At 67.3% G+C, this 17,174-nt stretch carries 16 protein-coding genes and 1 pseudogene; 12 read left to right on the top strand and 5 right to left on the bottom strand.

Features of this window, described 5'->3' with window-relative positions:
* The first annotated feature begins 38 nt into the window (after positions 1-38).
* Both msrP and msrQ read left to right on the top strand, forming a co-directional pair.
* Positions 39-1,040 carry a protein-methionine-sulfoxide reductase catalytic subunit MsrP gene (gene msrP / locus M3I54_RS14850; protein WP_254337057.1) on the top strand — a complete coding sequence of 334 codons (1,002 nt, stop codon included), beginning with the start codon at positions 39-41 and terminating at the stop codon, positions 1,038-1,040.
* Between the two features lie 12 nt (positions 1,041-1,052).
* Positions 1,053-1,778, top strand: coding sequence for a protein-methionine-sulfoxide reductase heme-binding subunit MsrQ (msrQ, locus tag M3I54_RS14845; RefSeq protein WP_254337055.1), 726 nt, complete (start codon positions 1,053-1,055; stop codon positions 1,776-1,778).
* Positions 1,779-1,855: 77 nt separating this feature from the next.
* Here the strand turns inward: msrQ and lysA are convergent, their stop codons facing one another.
* Together lysA and M3I54_RS14835 are read right to left on the bottom strand one after the other, a co-directional pair.
* A complete protein-coding gene (gene lysA, locus M3I54_RS14840) occupies positions 1,856-3,127 on the bottom strand; it encodes a diaminopimelate decarboxylase (protein WP_254337053.1) in 1,272 nt (423 codons plus the stop codon).
* Between the two features lie 9 nt (positions 3,128-3,136).
* Positions 3,137-3,496, bottom strand: a complete 360-nt coding sequence (locus tag M3I54_RS14835; RefSeq protein ID WP_254337052.1) for a lipoprotein — start codon at positions 3,494-3,496, stop codon at positions 3,137-3,139.
* 35 nt (positions 3,497-3,531) lie between these two features.
* On the opposite strand from M3I54_RS14835, the gene cyaY reads away from it, so the two are divergent.
* Positions 3,532-3,849 (top strand): iron donor protein CyaY, encoded by a 318-nt coding sequence (cyaY, locus tag M3I54_RS14830; RefSeq protein ID WP_254337050.1) that lies wholly within the window; start codon positions 3,532-3,534, stop codon positions 3,847-3,849.
* A gap of 84 nt (positions 3,850-3,933) precedes the next feature.
* On the opposite strand, the gene M3I54_RS14825 is transcribed toward cyaY, so the two are convergent.
* Complete coding sequence (locus M3I54_RS14825; RefSeq protein WP_254337048.1) at positions 3,934-6,378, bottom strand: penicillin-binding protein 1A; 2,445 nt, start codon at positions 6,376-6,378, stop codon at positions 3,934-3,936.
* Between the two features lie 276 nt (positions 6,379-6,654).
* On the opposite strand from M3I54_RS14825, the gene pilM reads away from it, so the two are divergent.
* The 8 genes from pilM (at position 6,655) to ugpQ (ending at position 14,728) form a co-directional block, all read left to right on the top strand.
* Entirely contained in the window at positions 6,655-7,635 is a 981-nt protein-coding gene (gene pilM / locus M3I54_RS14820; RefSeq protein ID WP_254337046.1) for a type IV pilus biogenesis protein PilM, read from the top strand.
* Positions 7,632-8,321: a hypothetical protein gene (locus M3I54_RS14815; protein ID WP_254337044.1), complete on the top strand. Its 690-nt coding sequence runs from the start codon at positions 7,632-7,634 to the stop codon at positions 8,319-8,321. Before pilM ends, M3I54_RS14815 begins: the two co-directional genes overlap by 4 nt.
* Positions 8,318-9,193: a hypothetical protein gene (locus M3I54_RS14810; protein ID WP_254337042.1), complete on the top strand. Its 876-nt coding sequence runs from the start codon at positions 8,318-8,320 to the stop codon at positions 9,191-9,193. The genes M3I54_RS14815 and M3I54_RS14810 overlap by 4 nt, the downstream gene beginning before the upstream one ends.
* Positions 9,190-10,815 (top strand): type IV pilus secretin PilQ, encoded by a 1,626-nt coding sequence (gene pilQ, locus M3I54_RS14805; protein WP_254337040.1) that lies wholly within the window; start codon positions 9,190-9,192, stop codon positions 10,813-10,815. Before M3I54_RS14810 ends, pilQ begins: the two co-directional genes overlap by 4 nt.
* A gap of 131 nt (positions 10,816-10,946) precedes the next feature.
* On the top strand, positions 10,947-11,501 hold the full coding sequence (gene aroK, locus M3I54_RS14800) for a shikimate kinase AroK (protein ID WP_254337093.1): 555 nt from the start codon (positions 10,947-10,949) through the stop codon (positions 11,499-11,501).
* Between the two features lie 75 nt (positions 11,502-11,576).
* A complete protein-coding gene (gene aroB, locus M3I54_RS14795; RefSeq protein ID WP_254337038.1) occupies positions 11,577-12,659 on the top strand; it encodes a 3-dehydroquinate synthase in 1,083 nt (360 codons plus the stop codon).
* Between the two features lie 34 nt (positions 12,660-12,693).
* Positions 12,694-13,920: a deoxyguanosinetriphosphate triphosphohydrolase gene (locus M3I54_RS14790; RefSeq protein WP_254337036.1), complete on the top strand. Its 1,227-nt coding sequence runs from the start codon at positions 12,694-12,696 to the stop codon at positions 13,918-13,920.
* Between the two features lie 52 nt (positions 13,921-13,972).
* Entirely contained in the window at positions 13,973-14,728 is a 756-nt protein-coding gene (gene ugpQ / locus M3I54_RS14785; protein WP_375542147.1) for a glycerophosphodiester phosphodiesterase, read from the top strand.
* A 36-nt stretch (positions 14,729-14,764) separates the two neighbouring features.
* On the opposite strand, the gene M3I54_RS14780 is transcribed toward ugpQ, so the two are convergent.
* Together M3I54_RS14780 and M3I54_RS14775 are read right to left on the bottom strand one after the other, a co-directional pair.
* Positions 14,765-15,139 (bottom strand): YqjD family protein, encoded by a 375-nt coding sequence (locus M3I54_RS14780; RefSeq protein WP_028206548.1) that lies wholly within the window; start codon positions 15,137-15,139, stop codon positions 14,765-14,767.
* 376 nt (positions 15,140-15,515) lie between these two features.
* Positions 15,516-16,235: an OmpW family protein gene (locus M3I54_RS14775; RefSeq protein ID WP_254337032.1), complete on the bottom strand. Its 720-nt coding sequence runs from the start codon at positions 16,233-16,235 to the stop codon at positions 15,516-15,518.
* A gap of 189 nt (positions 16,236-16,424) precedes the next feature.
* Between M3I54_RS14775 and M3I54_RS14770 the strand changes: the two are divergent.
* Positions 16,425-17,114, top strand: a pseudogene (locus tag M3I54_RS14770) (transposase); the annotation flags it as partial.
* Positions 17,115-17,174: the final 60 nt, after the last annotated feature.

Raw genomic sequence — 17,174 nt, 5'->3', positions numbered from 1 at the left:
CTGGCGGCGCACGCCACGCAAGTAGCAGGAGCAGCGATATGTGGATCAAGCGGAGCAGCAGGATCTTGCTCAACGGCGACGACATCCCCGCGAGCGAAATCACGCCGCAAACGGTGTACGAACAGCGTCGGCGCATTCTGCGGGCCGCGGGCGCGCTCGCGCTCGGCGGCATCGCGGGGCCGTTCGGCGCGAGAGATGCGTTTGCGGAATACGCCCCCGGCGATCCGAAGGCGCAGAAGCTCGCCGCGCAGACGAACACGAAATTCGTCGCGCTCGACAAGGTCACGCCCTACAAGGACATCACGACCTATAACAACTTCTACGAATTCGGCACCGACAAGGGCGATCCGGCTCAAAACGCGCACACGCTGCGGCCGCGTCCGTGGAAGCTGAGCGTCGAGGGCGAGGTGAAGAACCCGAAGGTCTATGACATCGACGAGATCCTCAAGCTCGCGCCGCTCGAAGAGCGCGTGTACCGGCATCGTTGCGTGGAGGGCTGGTCGATTGTCGTGCCGTGGATCGGTGTTTCGCTTTCCGAACTGATCCGCCGCGCGCAGCCCACGGGCAACGCGCGCTATGTGCAGTTCATCACGCTCGCCGACCCCTCGCAGATGCCGGGCCTCGCCGAGCCGATTCTCGACTGGCCGTATTCCGAAGGCCTGCGCATGAACGAAGCGATGAATCCGCTCACGCTGCTCACGGTGGGCCTCTACGGCCAGGTGCTGCCGAACCAGAACGGCGCGCCCGTGCGCGTGATCGTGCCGTGGAAGTACGGCTTCAAGAGCGCGAAGTCGCTGGTGAAGATCCGCTTCGTCGCGAACCAGCCGCCCACGAGCTGGAACAAGTACGCACCGAGCGAGTACGGCTTTTATTCGAACGTGAATCCGAACGTCGATCACCCGCGCTGGAGCCAGGCCACGGAGCGGCGCATCGGCGAGGACGGCTTCTTCCAGCCCAAGCGCAAGACGCTCATGTACAACGGCTACGGCGACCTCGTGGCGTCGATGTATCAGGGCATGGATCTGCGCAAGAACTTCTGAGCGACGAGCTTGATGGAGCGAGAGATGGAATCGACGACGACACCGCAGGCCGCCGCGCGCGTGGGGGCGGGCCAGGCGCGTCCTGCGCGAAAGGCGGGGGTGGCAAGCGTGACGGGCCCGCGCTGGCTGCCGTGGGCGAAGGCGGCGGTGTTCGTCGCGGCGTTGTATCCGCTCGCGCGCCTCGTGCTGTTCGGCTTCACAGACGGGCTCGGTGCGAATCCGATCGAGTTCATCACGCGGTCCACGGGCCTGTGGACGCTGGTGTTCCTCTGCATCACGCTTGCGGTCACGCCGCTGCGACGGCTCACGGGCTGGAATACGCTGATCCGCTTTCGGCGCATGCTGGGCCTGTTCGCGTTTTTCTACGCGATGCTGCACTTCACGACCTACATCTGGTTCGACAAGTGGTTCGACGTCGCGGCGATGTTCAAGGACGTGGGCAAGCGGCCGTTCATCACGGTGGGTTTCGCGGCGTTCGTGCTGCTGATTCCGCTCGCCGTGACGTCCACGCGCGCGATGGCGCGCCGGCTCGGACGCCGGTGGCAGACGCTGCATCGGCTCATCTACGCGATCGGCGTGCTGGCGATCCTGCACTTCTGGTGGATGAAGGCGGGCAAGCACGACCTCGTGCTGCCCAAGCTCTACGGTGCGATCATGCTGGCGCTGCTCGGTTGGCGCGTGGCCGTGTGGCTGCTTGCGCGATGGCGTGCCTCGCGCTCGGGCGCGGGCGCCGCGTAGGTGCAGCGCGCGCAGGAAGGCAAATAAAAAGCGACGCCGTGGCGTCGCTTTTTTACATGGGCGAGCGGACGAAACACTCAGTCCGGCAGCACGCGCTCGCTCGCGAACAACTGCGCCACGTTTTCGCGCTCGCGCGCGAGATGCACGCGCTTGCCGTCGACCATCACCTCGGCTGCGCGTGCACGCGTGTTGTAGTTCGAGCTCATCACGAAGCCGTATGCGCCCGCGGAGCGGATCGCGAGCACGTCGCCCGGTTCGATCGCGAGCGAGCGTGCGCGGCCCAGCCAGTCGCCGCTTTCGCACACCGGGCCGACCACGTCGTATGTTTGCGGCGGCGACTGGCGCGCAACGACCGGCTCCATCGCGTGATACGCGTCGTACATGGCGGGACGGGCGAGGTCGTTCATGGCGGCGTCGACGATCGCGAAGTTCTTTTCCGAGCCCGGCTTCAGGAACTCGACCGTGGTGAGCAGGATGCCCGCATTGCCCACGAGCGAGCGGCCCGGCTCGAAGTACACCTCGCGCGTCTTGCCCGTTTTCGCGCCATACGCCTCGATGCGGTCGAGCACCGTGCGCACGAACTCGCCGATGTCGGGCGGCGTTTCGTCGTCGTAGGTGATGCCGAGGCCGCCGCCCACGTCGATGTGGCGGATGCTCACGCCGTCGGCTTCGATCTGGTCGACGAGTTCGAGCAGCTTGTCGATGGCGTCGAGATACGGCGCGATTTCGGTGATCTGCGAGCCGATGTGGCAGTCGATGCCGACCACGTCCAGATGTGCCATGGCCGCGGCGGCGCGATAGGTCGCGCGCGCTTGCTCGAATGCCACGCCGAACTTGTTCGCCTTCAGGCCGGTGGAAATGTACGGATGCGTTTTCGGATCGACGTCCGGGTTCACGCGCAGCGAAACCGGTGCCTTCTTGCCGAGCTTGCCCGCCACGTCGTTGAGGCGGTCGAGTTCGGGAATCGATTCGACGTTGAAGCACTTCACGCCCGCTTCGAGCGCCTCGCGCATTTCGCCGGCGGTCTTGCCGACGCCCGAGAACACCACGTCCTGCGCTTTACCGCCTGCGGCGAGCACGCGGGCGAGCTCGCCTGCCGAAACGATGTCGAAGCCCGCGCCTTCGCGCGCGAACACGTTGAGCACGGCGAGGTTGCTGTTCGCCTTGACCGCGACGTGCACCTTGGCGCGGCGGCCGGCGCAGGCGTCGGCGTAGGCGTGCCATGCGGCGGTGAGCGCCGCGCGCGAATATACATAGAGCGGCGTGCCGTACTGTGCGGCGAGATCTGCGGCCGAGACGCCTTCTACGAAGAGCGTGCCGTTATCGCGGTGAAAAGCGGACTGGGTCATGCGAGCGTTTTACTGGGTTGGCGTGGCGTCGGAAGCCGGTTGCGGGCTGCCGGTGGTCGCGGGTGTCGTGCTGAGTTCGGTGTCCGGGGACAACGAGAGCGGCGTGCCGGAGGTGTCCGGAATCGTGCCGACCGGTGCCGAAGCCGACTCGGGAGCACTCGCGGGCGCGGTTGCAGGCGTCGCGCCGGTTTCCGGCTGCGCGGTTTCGAAATTGGGCTTGGGCGGAAGCGGCGGCACGTTGGGCATATAGAGCGCGCCGCGCTGGCCGCAGCCTGCGAGCGCGACGGCGCTGATCGCAAAAGCCGCTAGAATCGCGCGGGGCGTCCATGCGCTGGGGGCCGCTGCGCGCGTCCGGGAAATGACACGCATAATTGTCCCTGAATGAATAACCGGTGGAGTTTAGCATGCCAGACAATGACTACCTGAGCCTCGCGGAGGCCGTGCTGGCGGCCGTGGAGCGGGCCGTGGACGAGGCCGAAGCGGACATCGAACTGGAGCGCAGCGGCAACGTTCTGACGCTCGAATTCGAGAATCGCACGAAGATCATCGTGAATTTGCAGCCGCCGATGCGCGAAATCTGGATCGCGGCGAAGGCAGGCGGTTTCCACTATCGCTTCATCGACGGCGCATGGCGCGACACGCGCTCGGGAACCGAATTCTTCTCGGCGCTCACGGCCTATGCAACGGAGCAGGCGGGTGAGCCGGTGCGGTTCGAGCCGTGAACGCGCAAGCGTGAGTTCGTAAAGGAAACGGGCGCCAGTTGAAAAACTGGCGCCCGTTTTTCATTGCCACCGTTGCGGCGAGCCTCAGTGCCCGCGGAACAGATTCATGATGTCTTCCTTCTCCTTCGCATTCACGTGCTCGGGCGTTGGCGCGGCGCCCTGATTGTCAGCGTCGCCCGCGCCCGATGCGCCGCTAGCCGACGCTTCGAGCGCCGCCTGGCTGATGCCCACCGTCGAGACGAAGCCGTGGCCCGGCGTGGCGTCGGCGTAGTAGAGCTCGTCGCCGAGCGTGACGATGCCGTCTGGCATCGCCATCTTGTACTCGGGCACGCCGTTGAGCGCCTTCTGCATGTAGTCGATCCAGACCGGCAGCGCGAGACCGCCGCCCGTTTCCTTGTCGCCGAGGCTGCGCGGGTTGTCGTAGCCGATCCACGCGATCGCGGCCAGCGTGTGCTGAAAGCCCGCGAACCACGCGTCGCGCGAGTCGTTGGTCGTGCCGGTCTTGCCGCCCAGGTCGGTGCGCTTGAGGACGTTCGACTTTGCGCCCGTGCCGCGCTGCGCGACGCTCTGCAAGAGGCTGTTCATGATGTACGCGTTACGCGGGTCGATGGCGCGCGGCGCGTTCTGCTCGGCCACGAGCGGCTGTGCCTGGGCGACCACCATGCCGCGCTGGTCGGTGACCTCGGCGATCAGATACGGATTCACGCGATACCCGCCGTTGGCGAACACCGAGTAGCCGGCGGCCATCTGCAACGGCGTGACGAGACCCGCGCCGAGCGCCATCGGCAGGTAGGCGGGATGCCGGTCGGCGTCGAAGCCGAAGTGCGTGATGTACTGCTGCGCGTACTTCGTGCCGATGTGGTTGAGGATACGGATCGACACGAGGTTCTTCGACTTCATGAGCGCCGTACGCATGCTCATGGGGCCGTCGAAGCCGCCGCCGTAGTTCTTCGGCTCCCATGGCTGGCCGCCCGTTTCGGCGGCGCTGAAGAAGAGCGGCGCGTCGTTGATGACGGTCGCCGGCCCGAGCCCCTTGTCGAGCGACGCCGAGTAGATGAACGGCTTGAAGCTCGAACCCGGCTGACGCCACGCCTGGGTGGCGTGGTTGAACTTGTTCTTGTTGAAGTCGAAGCCGCCCACGAGCGCGCGGATCGCGCCGTCCTGCGGCACGATCGAGATGAACGCGCCTTCGATTTGCGGCAGCTGCGTGATCGACCACTCGCCCGCGTTGTTGCGCGCGATGCGGATGATCGCGCCCGGCCGGATTTTCTGCGACGGCTGCGCGCGCGCGGAGAGCGCGAACTGCGCGAAGCGCAGCCCGTCGCCGGTGATGCTCGTGGTGTTGCCGTCCATGAGGGTGGCTTTCACTTCCTTCGGGCTCGCCGCCGTCACCACTGCCGCCACGAGTTCGCCGTTGTCGGGGTGCTCGACGAGCGCGTCGTCGATGGCCTGCTCGCGCTCGTCGCTGTCCGTGGGCAGGTCGATGAACGCCTCGGGCCCGCGGTAGCCGTGGCGCCGCTCGTAGTCCATCAGCCCCTTGCGCAGCGCGCGATAGGCGACGTCCTGATCGGCGGAGTCGATGGTGGTGACGACGTTCAGTCCGCGCGTGTACGCCTCTTCGTGGTACTGCGCGTACATCATCTGGCGCACCATTTCCGCGACGTACTCGGCGTGGACGCTGAATTCCTTGCCCGCGCCCTTGACGACGAGCGGCTGCGCCGCAGCCTCGTCGTACTGCTGCTGCGTGATGTAGTGCAGCTCGAGCATGCGCTGGAGAATGTACTCCTGGCGCACCTTCGCCCGCTTCGGATTGACGACCGGGTTGTAGGCCGACGGCGCCTTGGGCAACCCGGCCAGCATCGCGCACTCGGCGAGCGTGAGGTCTTTCAGATCCTTGCCGAAGTACACGCGCGCGGCGCTCGCGAAGCCATACGCGCGCTGGCCCAGATAGATCTGATTCATGTACACCTCGAGAATCTGATCCTTCGAGAGCTTCGACTCGATTTTGTAGGCGAGCAGCATCTCGTAAATCTTGCGCGTGTAGGTCTTTTCGCTCGAAAGGAAGAAGTTGCGCGCCACCTGCATGGTGATCGTGCTGGCGCCCTGGGTGGCGTGGCCATTGGTCAGCGCGACGAAGCCCGCGCGCGCGATGCCGGCGAGATCGACGCCGCCGTGATCGTAGAAGCGCGCGTCTTCGATGGCCAGAATGGCCTTCTTGAGGTTGTCGGGCACGTCCTTGAAATGGACGACGTCGCGCCGCTCCTCGCCGAATTCGCCGATCAGCACGTGGTCGCGCGTGTAGATGCGCAGCGGCACCTTCGGACGATAGTCGGTGAGCGCCTCGAGCGACGGCAGGTTGGGCGTCGCCACGACGAGCGCGTAGCCGAGCACCAGCGCCACGCACACCACGCCGGCGAAGATGAGGCCGAAAAAGGCGATCAGCAGCGTGGCCCACCACGGGCGCTTGCGCCGCCGGGGCGGCTCGGGCGGGGTGGAAGGCGGTACGGCCGAAGGAAGCTGATCTTGCATACGAACACCAGAAAAACGGTCCCGCGATTATAGCCGCCGCTCGCTCGCGGGCTTTCGGGATGCTTACATGGACGGCGCAAGCGAGCACGCAACCCGCTGTTTCTGTCGACGCTTCTGCTGATATTGGCACTGTAGACGCGCCCCTCGCGCGTGGATAGCGCTTGCGGCGACCGTTGGCCGTTCGGCCGAGTATTCGTGCGCCGCCCCGCTTCGCACAATTTCTCCATCGACGCGCTGCGAACGGTTTGCGGCGCGCGGGCGAACGGGAGGGATGCGATGGGTTTAGGGAATCCGGTGTTGTTGGGTGCGCGCCGCTTTGGCGCGGGTGTGGATCTAAGCGCGCGCGGGGTCACGCTGGTGGTGTTGAGCCGGCGCATTCTCGGGGCCGGGCCGGTCCGCCTCGAATGGCTGGCGAGCGCGCCGCTCGCGCGTGAGGCGCTCGCAGGCGCGGAGATCGTCGACCGGGCGGCCATCGTCGCGGCGCTTCGCAGCGTGTTTGGCGAGTTGCCGCGCGCGAGCGCCGCGGCGTCGCTGCGTTGTGCCATGGCGCTGCCCGCGAGCGCGACGCTCGTCTCGACCGTGCCGCTCGCGCATCTTGCGCCGGCGGGCGCGACGGACGAGTCGGGTATTCACGCGGCGCTTGAGCCGCTCGTGCTGGCTGAGGCGGAGCGCGTGGCGGGTGTGGAGCGCGGCGAACTGGCGGTCGACTGGAGCGTGCTGCCGGCCACGCCGCGCAGCCACGAAGCGGAGGTGACGATCGCGGCGACGGCGCGGCAGCATCTCGAAGCGCGCATCGAATGCGCGGCAATGGCGGGCATCACGCTGTGCGCCGTGGACGACGAGGCGCACGCCGCGTTACGCGCCATGCGGCACGCGGCGGTGTACGAGTTGCCGCCGCATGAACCCTGGGTGGCGATCTGGGTCGGCCCGGAAGGTTTGCACGGCTGGTTGCTCGTCGACGACTCGGTCATCCGGCGCATGCGCTTTCCCGCGCTCGAACATGCCGATCTCGTGGAGGCGCTGCGCGACCTCGTCGACGGTGAGCAGGCCGGATGCGTGCAGGTCTCGGGCGAGCTTGCCATGCTGCGCGGCGCGAACTTCACGCTGGCCGACATCGGCGACGCGCTGGGCGCGCCAGTGCTGCCCTTCGAATGCGGGCCGCTGGCCGACATCGAGTGGCCGCTCGCGGCGACGCTGTTGCATGATCCGGCGTGCGCGGTGGCGTTCGGACTCGCGTTGCGCGGGGTGGCGGAATGACGCTCGCGCGCGCCGTGCGCGTATTTCCGCGCCGGGCCATCGGCGGATTCAATCTGCTGCCGTGGCGGCAGCGCGCCATTCGCAGGCGGCTTCGCTGGCGCCTGCTCGAATGGGGCGCCGCGGCGCTTGGCGGGTGCGTGTGTGCGCTGGGTGTCGTGCTTTGGCAGCGCGTCGAATGCAGCGCGCTCGAGGCTCGGCGCGAGGCGCTGGAACGGCCGCTGGCGCAGTGGCGCGCACCGCTCGCCGAGGCGCAGCGCCTCACGCGGGAGAGCGAAGCGCGCCGCGTCGGCGATCGACTCGCCCGGCAGCACGCGCGGGCCACGGCGCGCTTTTTCGCCCTCGCGGACGCCTTGGCGAGCGACGTTCCGCCGGGCGTCGGCCTGCAGCAGCTCGCGCAGTTCGCCGATGAAGCCGATCTGCAGGCGAGCGCGGCGGACGAATCGGCGGCTGCGGCCTGGCTCGGACGGCTGCGCTCGCTGCCCGATGTCGAGACCGTGAGCGTGCGCGAACTCAAGCGCGGCGCGCCGGCTGGCGCTGCACGCGAGAGTGCATCCGACGGCGAACCGATTCGCGTAGCGGCTCATCTCGTCTGGCAAGGCGCGAGCACTGTGCCGCGGGCCGGCGCACCGCGAGCGCGCGAGGCCTCCCGAGCATCGAGCGGCGCCGCAGCGACGGAGGCGACATGAGCACGATGCCTGCGCAAGCTGGACAGGAGCGGGTGCTCGTTTTGCCACAGTCAGGCGCGGGCAACGCATTGCGCGGATGGCCGCCGCTTCACGCGTGGAGCACGCGCCGCCGCATGGCTGTCGCGCTGACGATTGCCGTGCTGGCTCTCGCCACCGCGAGCGGTGCCTGCATCGTCGGCGATCCGCTTGGTGTGCATGCAGCACGCGCCGCGCTGCAAGCCGCTCAAAAGCGCAACGGCGACGCCCGGCAAGTCCTGGCGCGCCTGCCCGCGCTGCGCGCAGCTGCGGCGCGAACGACCCCGCGTGCGCCGCGTGCTGGCAATTCCGCCGACGACATTCGCCGCATCTCTCAGCTTGCCGCGCAATCGGGCCTCGTCCTTCACGCGCTGGAGCCAGGCGCCGTGGGCGGCGCGCAAGCCGAGGCGTTCCGGTCGATCAGGCTGGCCGCGCAAGGCAACTTCGCGCAACTGCGCGGGCTGCTCGAAGGGTTGGCGAGCGAGCCGGCGCTCACGGTCCCATCCGAGCTGGCAATCCGGCGCACGGGAACCGGTTTGTCGGTGTCGGCAACGTTGCATGTGTACGATGCGCTTCCTGCTGTGCCGCTGGCGGTGGCGTCTCCCGCGGCGGCGGCTCCCGATCCCTTCACTCACGCGGCTACGGCCGGGAGGGCGGAAGACCGGTGGCGCCTTGCCGGCATCCTCCAGGATCGGCAGCGCATCGTCGCGCTCGTGGAAACGCCCGAAGGCGTCGTGACCGCGCAGGCGGGCGAGGCGATCGGCGACGCTCGCGTGCTGGAAATCGGGCCGGCGCGGGTCGTCGTCGCGGCGGGTGGCACGACGCGCGCGCTCGGCTGGGCTGAGGCAGCGAAATGAGCGTGCTCAAGCAGAACGCTGCTGTCCTCGGCGCGTTGATGATAAGCGCTGCCGCGTGCGCTGCATGGGCCGCAGTGCCGTCGCCTCAACCTGGGTGGGTACGACCGCCGGTGGCGCTCGCGCGCTACGAAGTGCCGCCCTTGCCCGATGGGGCGGGCGAGCCAGCAGCGAAACAGTGGATCGCCAATCCGTTCATGGGAGGCAGCGATGCCCCTACGCCCGAATTCGCGCCCGAAGACGTTTCGCGGGCACCCGCGGACGGCGACGCTGGCGTGTCCCAACCCGCCGCCCAACCTTCGCGCGAACCCGGCAGCGACGCGCCAGCGGCCGGGCCGCTCGAAGGGCCGCCCGTACCCATGCGCGCGCCGATGCGCCTTGGCGACGCCGCGGCCGCAAACGACGGGTTGCCGCCGGACCGGCCGATCACGCTCAACTTCCAGCGCGCTGAGCTCACGGCCGTTCTGCATGCGTTCGCCCAGTTCACGAAGCTCAATATCGTCGCAAGCGAACGTGCGCGCGGCCAGGTGACGTTGCGTCTCGACCGCGTGCCGTGGCGTACCGCGTTCGACCTGCTGCTGGAGGCAAACGGCCTTGCGATGTCGCGCATCGGCGACGTAATCTGGGTCGCGCCCGCCGCGGAGGTGGCGGCGCGCGAGCGGCAGCGTTACGAGGCGCACGCTCGGGCCGCGGAGCTGGAGCCGCTCGCCAGCCGCTCGTTCGAGTTGCATTACGCGCGCGCCGAGGATTTGCGCCGGTTCCTGACCGGCGCAGGGACACAGCGCGCACTGTCGAAACGCGGCACAGCGGTGGCGGACGCGCGCACGAACCTCCTGTTCGTCACCGACCTGCCGGCCCGACTCGACCAGATCGGCGATCTCGTGCGGCGGCTCGACGCGCCCGCGCGTCAGGTGCTGATCGAGGCGCGCATCGTCGAGGGACGCGAAGGGCTGTCGCGCGAGCTGGGCGTGCGTCTTGGCGTGACGCCGGTCAGTGTGGACGGCACGACGGCCCGTGGCCTGACAACGAGAGCGGACGGCACGGTGTACGACCTCGCGGCGGGCCCGATCTCCGGCTTCGAGGCCGCGGGCCTTGGGCTTACGCTGCTGGCCGCGCGCGCCACGCGCCTGCTCGACATCCAGTTGAGCGCGCTCGAGGCCGAAGGGCGCGGGCGTGTGGTGTCGAGTCCGCGCGTTGTCACCGCCGACCGCACGAAGGCCGTCGTCGAGCAGGGTACCGAGCTGCCTTATCAGGCCAAGGTCGGGCAGGGCGTTTCGGGCGTGCAGTTCCGGCGCGCAAGCCTGAAACTCGAAGTCGAGCCGCAGATCACACCCGATGGCCGCGTGATACTCGACCTCGATGTGGCGAAGGACAGTGTCGGCGAGCAAACGGCCGCCGGGCCTGCGATCAACACCAAACACGTGCAGACGCGCGTGGAAATCGAGGACGGCGGTACGGTCTCGATTGGCGGCATCGACGCGACGGATGACCGCGATGATGTGACGCGAGTGCCACTCCTGGGCAAAATACCGGTTCTGGGCGCGCTTTTTTCGCATCGCGCGCACCGGGATCAGCGCAGCGAGCTGGTGGTTTTCATCACGCCGCGTGTCGTGGAGTCGAATTGACCCTCATTCATCCGGTAAACCGGCCGCAAGCGCGCAGCCGCATGCTTGCGGGGCCGGAACGACGGGGCCGCAGGCTCGACAACGCCGCCGCTTTGCCAGTAAGCTGCGGCACCAACCTTTCGTAGGAAACGCTGCAAGTGCGGGACGCAAACGCCAATGTATTTTTCGTAGGGCTCATGGGCGCCGGCAAGACGACCGTGGGCCGGGCGGTCGCGCGCCGGCTGGAGCGTCCGTTCTTCGACTCCGATCACGAGATCGAGGCGCACACGGGCGCGCGCATCCCGGTGATCTTCGAACTCGAAGGTGAAGCGGGCTTTCGCGACCGCGAGGCCCAGATGATTGAAGAGCTCACAGGGCGCGAAGGCATCGTCCTTGCGACCGGCGGCGGCGCGGTGCTGCGGCCCGAGAATCGCGCGGCGCTCAAGGCGCGCGGCTTTGTCGTGTATCTGCGCGCGCATCCGCACGACCTGTGGCTGCGCACGCGGCGCGACAAGAATCGCCCGCTCTTGCAAACCGAAGACCCCAAGGCGCGGCTCGAAGCGCTGTACGAAGTGCGCGACCCGCTGTATCGCGAAGTCGCGGACTTCGTGATCGAAACCGGCCGGCCCTCAGTCAACGGACTCGTCAACATGGTGCTGATGCAGCTCGACATGGCCGGCGTCGCGCGGGCCACGGCGCGCGAGTAGGGCGCAGGTCGCGCGATGAGTCGCGCGGTGAGTCGTGAAGCAGGCAGTGCATCGGAAACCCATAAGATTCAGAGCATGATTACCGTCAACGTCGAACTGGGCGACCGCGCCTACCCCATCCATATCGGCTCCGGCCTGATCGGTCAGACGGCGCTCTTCGCGCCCCATATCGCCGGCAAGTCGGTGACGATCGTGACGAACACCGTCGTCGACCCGCTCTACGGCGAGACGCTGCGCGCCGCGCTCGCGCCGCTCGGCAAGGACGTCAACACGGTGGTGCTGCCCGACGGCGAGGCGCACAAGAACTGGGAAACACTCAACGCGATCTTCGACGCGCTGCTCACCTCGCGCGCGGATCGCAAGACTACGCTCATTGCGCTGGGCGGCGGCGTGACGGGCGACATGACGGGCTTCGCGGCCGCCTGCTACATGCGCGGCGTGCCGTTCATCCAGGTGCCGACCACGTTGCTTTCGCAGGTCGATTCGTCGGTGGGCGGCAAGACGGGCATCAATCATCCGCTCGGCAAGAACATGATCGGCGCGTTCTACCAGCCGCAGGCCGTGATCGCCGACATCGGCGCGCTTTCCACGCTGCCGGAGCGCGAACTGGCGGCGGGCATTGCCGAGGTCATCAAGACCGGCGCGATTGCCGACGCCGAATTCTTCGACTGGATCGAAGCCAACGTCGAAGCGCTCAACCGTTGCGAGCCCGAAGCGCTCGCCCACGCGGTCAAGCGCTCGTGCGAGATCAAGGCATCGGTCGTGGCCGCCGACGAGCGCGAGGGCGGCCTGCGCGCCATCCTCAACTTCGGCCATACGTTCGGCCATGCGATCGAGGCCGGGCTCGGCTACGGCGAATGGCTGCATGGCGAGGCGGTGGGCTGCGGCATGGTGATGGCGGCGGACCTCTCGGTGCGCATGGGCATGCTGGACGAAGCCTCGCGCACGCGCCTCGTGCGCGTGGTCGAGGCCGCGAAGCTGCCGGTGCGTGCGCCCGCGCTCGGCGCCAACCGCTACGTCGAGCTGATGCAGGTCGACAAGAAGGCCGAGGGCGGGACAATCAAGTTCATCCTGCTCAAGCGCTTTGGCGAGACGCACATCGGCCGCGCGCCCGACGAAGCGGTGCAGGCCACGCTCGCCGCCGCGACGCAGAGCTGACGCGCTGCCGGCGATAACCCCTTGCGGAGGAACGGTGAGCGACACCCGCAGCGATAACCGTAGTGATCCCCGTAGTGTTCAGGAACGTAGCGATGCGCATGGCGGGGACGCCAGCGCCGCGCTAGTCGCGTCATTCGAGGCGGGCCTCGCGCCTTACGCGGCGCACGCCTCGCGCTCGCGCGGGCGGCGCTATCCCGAGCCGCCGCCCGCTGCGCGCAGCGAGTTCCAGCGCGACCGCGACCGCATCGTCCATTCCACGGCGTTTCGCCGCCTCGAGTACAAGACCCAGGTGTTCGTGAATCACGAAGGCGATCTCTTTCGCACGCGGCTCACGCACAGCCTGGAAGTCGCGCAGATCGCGCGTTCGGTCGCCCGCAACCTGCGCGTGAACGAGGATCTGGTCGAGGCGATCTCGCTCGCCCACGACCTCGGCCATACGCCGTTCGGCCATGCGGGCCAGGACGCGCTCAACGAGTGCATGCGCGAGCACGGTGGCTTCGAGCACAATCTGCAGAGCCTCGCAGTCGTGGACGAGCTCGAAGAGCACTACGGCGCGTTCGACGGCCTGAACCTGTGCTTCGAGACGCGCGAAGGCATTCTCAAGCATTGCTCGCGCGAGCATGCGCGGCATCTGGGCGATCTGGGCGAGCGTTTTCTGCTCGGCCGGCAGCCGTCTATCGAAGCGCAGATCGCCAACATCGCCGACGAAATCGCCTACAACAACCACGACGTCGACGACGGCTTGCGCTCGGGCCTGCTCACCATCGAGCAGCTCGCCGAGGTCGAACTCTGGCAAACGCACTACGACGCCGCATGCGCCGAATATCCGCAGATCGAGGGCCGCCGGCTGATTCACGAGACGGTGCGGCGCATCATCAACACGCTGATCGTCGATCTGATCGGGCAGACGCAGCGTAATCTCGCCGAGTGCGCGCCGCAGTCGCTCGACGACGTGCGCGCGGCGCCTGCGCTCGTCGCGCACAGTGAGCGCGTGGCCGCGCAGGCGGCTGCGCTCAAGCGCTTCCTCTACCGCAACCTGTACCGCCACTATCGCGTGATGCGCATGGCCAACAAGGCGCGTCGCGTGGTGAAGGGGCTGTTCGAGGCCTTCAGCGAAGACTCGCGCCTGTTGCCGCCCCCGTACCAGATGCAGGACGCCGCCGTGCAGCCGCGGCTGATCGCGCATTACATCGCGGGCATGACGGACCGCTATGCCCTGAAGGAGTACCGCCGCCTCTTCGTCGTCGCCGACGACGTTTGAGGACGCGACTCGCCCCATCTCACCGCCCCTGCCGATTTCGGGAGCCCATTTGATCAAGTCCTGGCCGTATCCGCGAGTTGCCGCGCACCGGGGGGGTGGCACGCTCGCGCCCGAGAACACGCTGGCGGGTTTGCGCATCGGCGCGAGCTTCGGGCATGCGATGGTCGAGTTCGACGCCAAGCTGTCCGTCGACGACGTCGCGTTCCTGCTGCACGACGACACGGTGAACCGCACGTCGAACGGGCACGGCGAGGCGGCATGCATGCGCTACGCGGAACTTGCCACGTTGGACGCCGGCAACTGGCGAGATGCGCGGTTTGCGGGCGAGCCGATGCCTACGCTCGCTCAAGTCGCAGCGTGTTGTCGTGAGCTGGGGCTTGCGGCGAACGTCGAGATCAAGCCCTGCACGGGCCGCGACGTGGAGACCGGACGCATTGTCGGTGCCGAAACGGCGCGCCTATGGGAGAAAGAAACGCGCGCAGGCGTGCCGCCTTTGCTCTCGTCGTTCTCCTATGCGGCTCTTGAGGCGGCCCGCGAGAGCGCGCCGGAACTGCCGCGCGGACTGCTATTCGAGCATGTGCCCGCCGACTGGCGCGAGCAGACCGCGGCGCTGGAGTGTGTGTCGCTCCATGCGAGCCATCGCCATCTGGACGAGGCGCTCGTCGAGCGCATCAAGTCGGCGGGGCTTTTCATCCTCGCCTATACGGTGAACGACCTCGAGCGCGCTCGCCAGCTCGTGAGCTGGGGCGTCGATACGGTCTGTACCGACCGTATCGACCTGATCGGGCCGCACGCGTTCGACGCCTGAGGCCCCAAGCCGGGCGGCCAGCGCCCGGATCCTCATTCAGCGGCGCGCGAGCAGCGCACCCACTACCAGCGCCACGCCGCCGACGATCGCGACGGCCTGCCAGGGATTGCGGTGCACGTAGTCGTCTGCGCTGGCGATGGCCGCGTCAGTATGGTCACGCGCGGCTGCACGCGCCACTTCGAGCCGCTCGCGGGCGGCGTCGAGACGCTTGCGGATGTCGTCGCGCAGCGCGGCGGCATCGGCCTGGGTTCCTTCGCCCAGCGTGTTTTCCAGCTCGGCGAGCAGATCACGCAACTCGTCGGTGATATCGGCGGCGGCGCTGCGGCCGCGGCGCGCGATGCGCCGCGCGTGTCGGCTCGTGCGCGTCCAGGAATCTCCGAGGGCTTCTCGCGTGTTCGGAAAGGCGCTCATGTATGGCTCCGTCGTTGAAAAATCACAGGTAAAAGGCTCGCCGCGGCGCGCACGAAAAAGGGGCGCGGAAAGGCGAGAGCCGGAGTGCAAGTATTGCGCAATTCCGGTGCCCGAGGCTTGAACGAGCGCAGTGAGCTGGGCGCAAACGCCCGCCAGGCGGGGCTTCGCTCTCTGGTGACAAAAGAGGTGATTACGGGGACAGCACGCTTTTTCGCAGAGGCATAGAATCAGGATAAGCCCATGCGAAGGTGGGGAAAATTCGATGGAGACGCTAAGGCGGGAAGGGAACGGTCGGGCGGGAAATGCCGCCCTCCGCCAGACGCCGCAAGGGCGAGGCGAAGGGCTGCCGCGAGGTAGTGCGGGGCGCCGCAGCGCGTTAGAAGTTGTAGCCGACCTTCAGGTACGTTACGAGCGGGTTCAGGTGAATCTTCGATTCCGCGACGCGCTGGGTGCCGAACTGGTTGTTCAGCGTCGTGTTGTACGTCGCGGTCACGTTGATCGGAATGTACGAGAGCGAGAAACCGGCGAACCAGTGCTTCGTGAAGTTGTAGTTGAAGCCCAGGTTAAACACGGGGGCCCAGGAACGATCCGTCGAAACACTGGTCGGACCCCCAAGCACCCCCTGTTCGAAGGAGCCGTTGGTAATCTTCGCGTCGGTGAACCAGGCGTAGGTCACGCCGACGCCGAGGTAAGGACGGAATTTTGCGTCAGGGCTATTGAAGTAGTACTTGAACAGCAGCGCAGGGCTCCACAGTTTCGCCGAGCCGACCTTGCCGAAGCTGCTAAAGGTGCCGCCGCCGGAAATATCGAACTTCGGCGGAATGCCCAGTTCGGCTTCGGTAGCGAAGTGGTCGGTAATGTAGTAGCCGAGGGAGAAACCCACGGTGTCGGCTGCACCGACACTGGCGCCCGTGCCCGGGATAGCCATGTTGACGGGCGTGCCGCCGACGCTGTCGATCTTGAGTGCGTCGCTGGTGTCCTGCGGCATGAAGCGGAACCAGCCGGTGGTGACGTAGAACGTGTTTGCGGATTGTGCGTGTGCTGCCGTGAAACTGGCGAGCGCGGCGACCCCTGCCAGCGCCTGTTTTAATTTCATATTAATTGCTCCTCCATGAAAGGCCCGCTCATTATGAACACAACGTTTGCAACAAACCAGACGCGACCGTTAGAGCTTTTTTACTAGGCGCCGCGAGCTTTCCGCCGAAGCCGCATGCCAGCGAGAACTAGCGCTGGTGGGGCCTGGCGGGTCTGCGGGTATTCACCAACGGAACCAGGAAAATCGAGCATGGCACGGCTTGCACGTCTTTATGTTCCCGATCAGCCACAGCATGTGATCCTGCGCGGACTCGATCAGCAGCCCGCGTTCGTCGATGACCAGGACTACGAACTGTTCATCGACTGCCTGAAGGCCGCGGCGCGCGATCATCATCTGGCGGTTCATGCGTGGGTTTTGATGCCCGGCGCGGTGCAACTGCTCGTCACGCCCTCCGACGAATCCAGCCTGCCTAAGGCAATGCAGGCGGTCGGGCGGCGCTACGTGGCGCATTTCAACCGGCGCTATGCGCGTCGCGGCACGCTCTGGGAGGGGCGTTACCGCGCGACGGTCATCGAGGGCGAGCGCTTCTTCCTGCTGGCGAGCCGCGTCGTCGAGCTCGCACCGGTGCGCGGCCACCTCGTGACGGCGCCCGAAGACTATCGATGGTCGAGCTACCGGCATCACATCGGCCTCACCGTCGACAGCCTCATCACCGACCATCCGCTCTACTGGGCGCTCGGCAATACGCCATTCGAGCGTCAGCGCGCCTATCGCGAACTCTGCGAGCAGGCGCTCGACGAACGCGAAACGACGCAGCTCATGCAGGCCACGCTCAAGGGCTGGGTGCTCGGCAGCGACACCTACCGCGATTGGGCGTCGCGCACGGCGAACCGGCGCGTCTCGCCGCTGCCGCGCGGGCGCCCGCGCAAGGTGCGCGAAGCGCCGGGCACGCCCGCAGCAACTCCGGGCGCAATTGGCGCGGCGGCCACAGCGAGCGCG

The organism is Paraburkholderia sp. CNPSo 3274 (assembly GCF_024206475.1).
Classification (GTDB): domain Bacteria; phylum Pseudomonadota; class Gammaproteobacteria; order Burkholderiales; family Burkholderiaceae; genus Paraburkholderia.
This window is presented reverse-complemented; position numbering and strand designations above follow the sequence as displayed.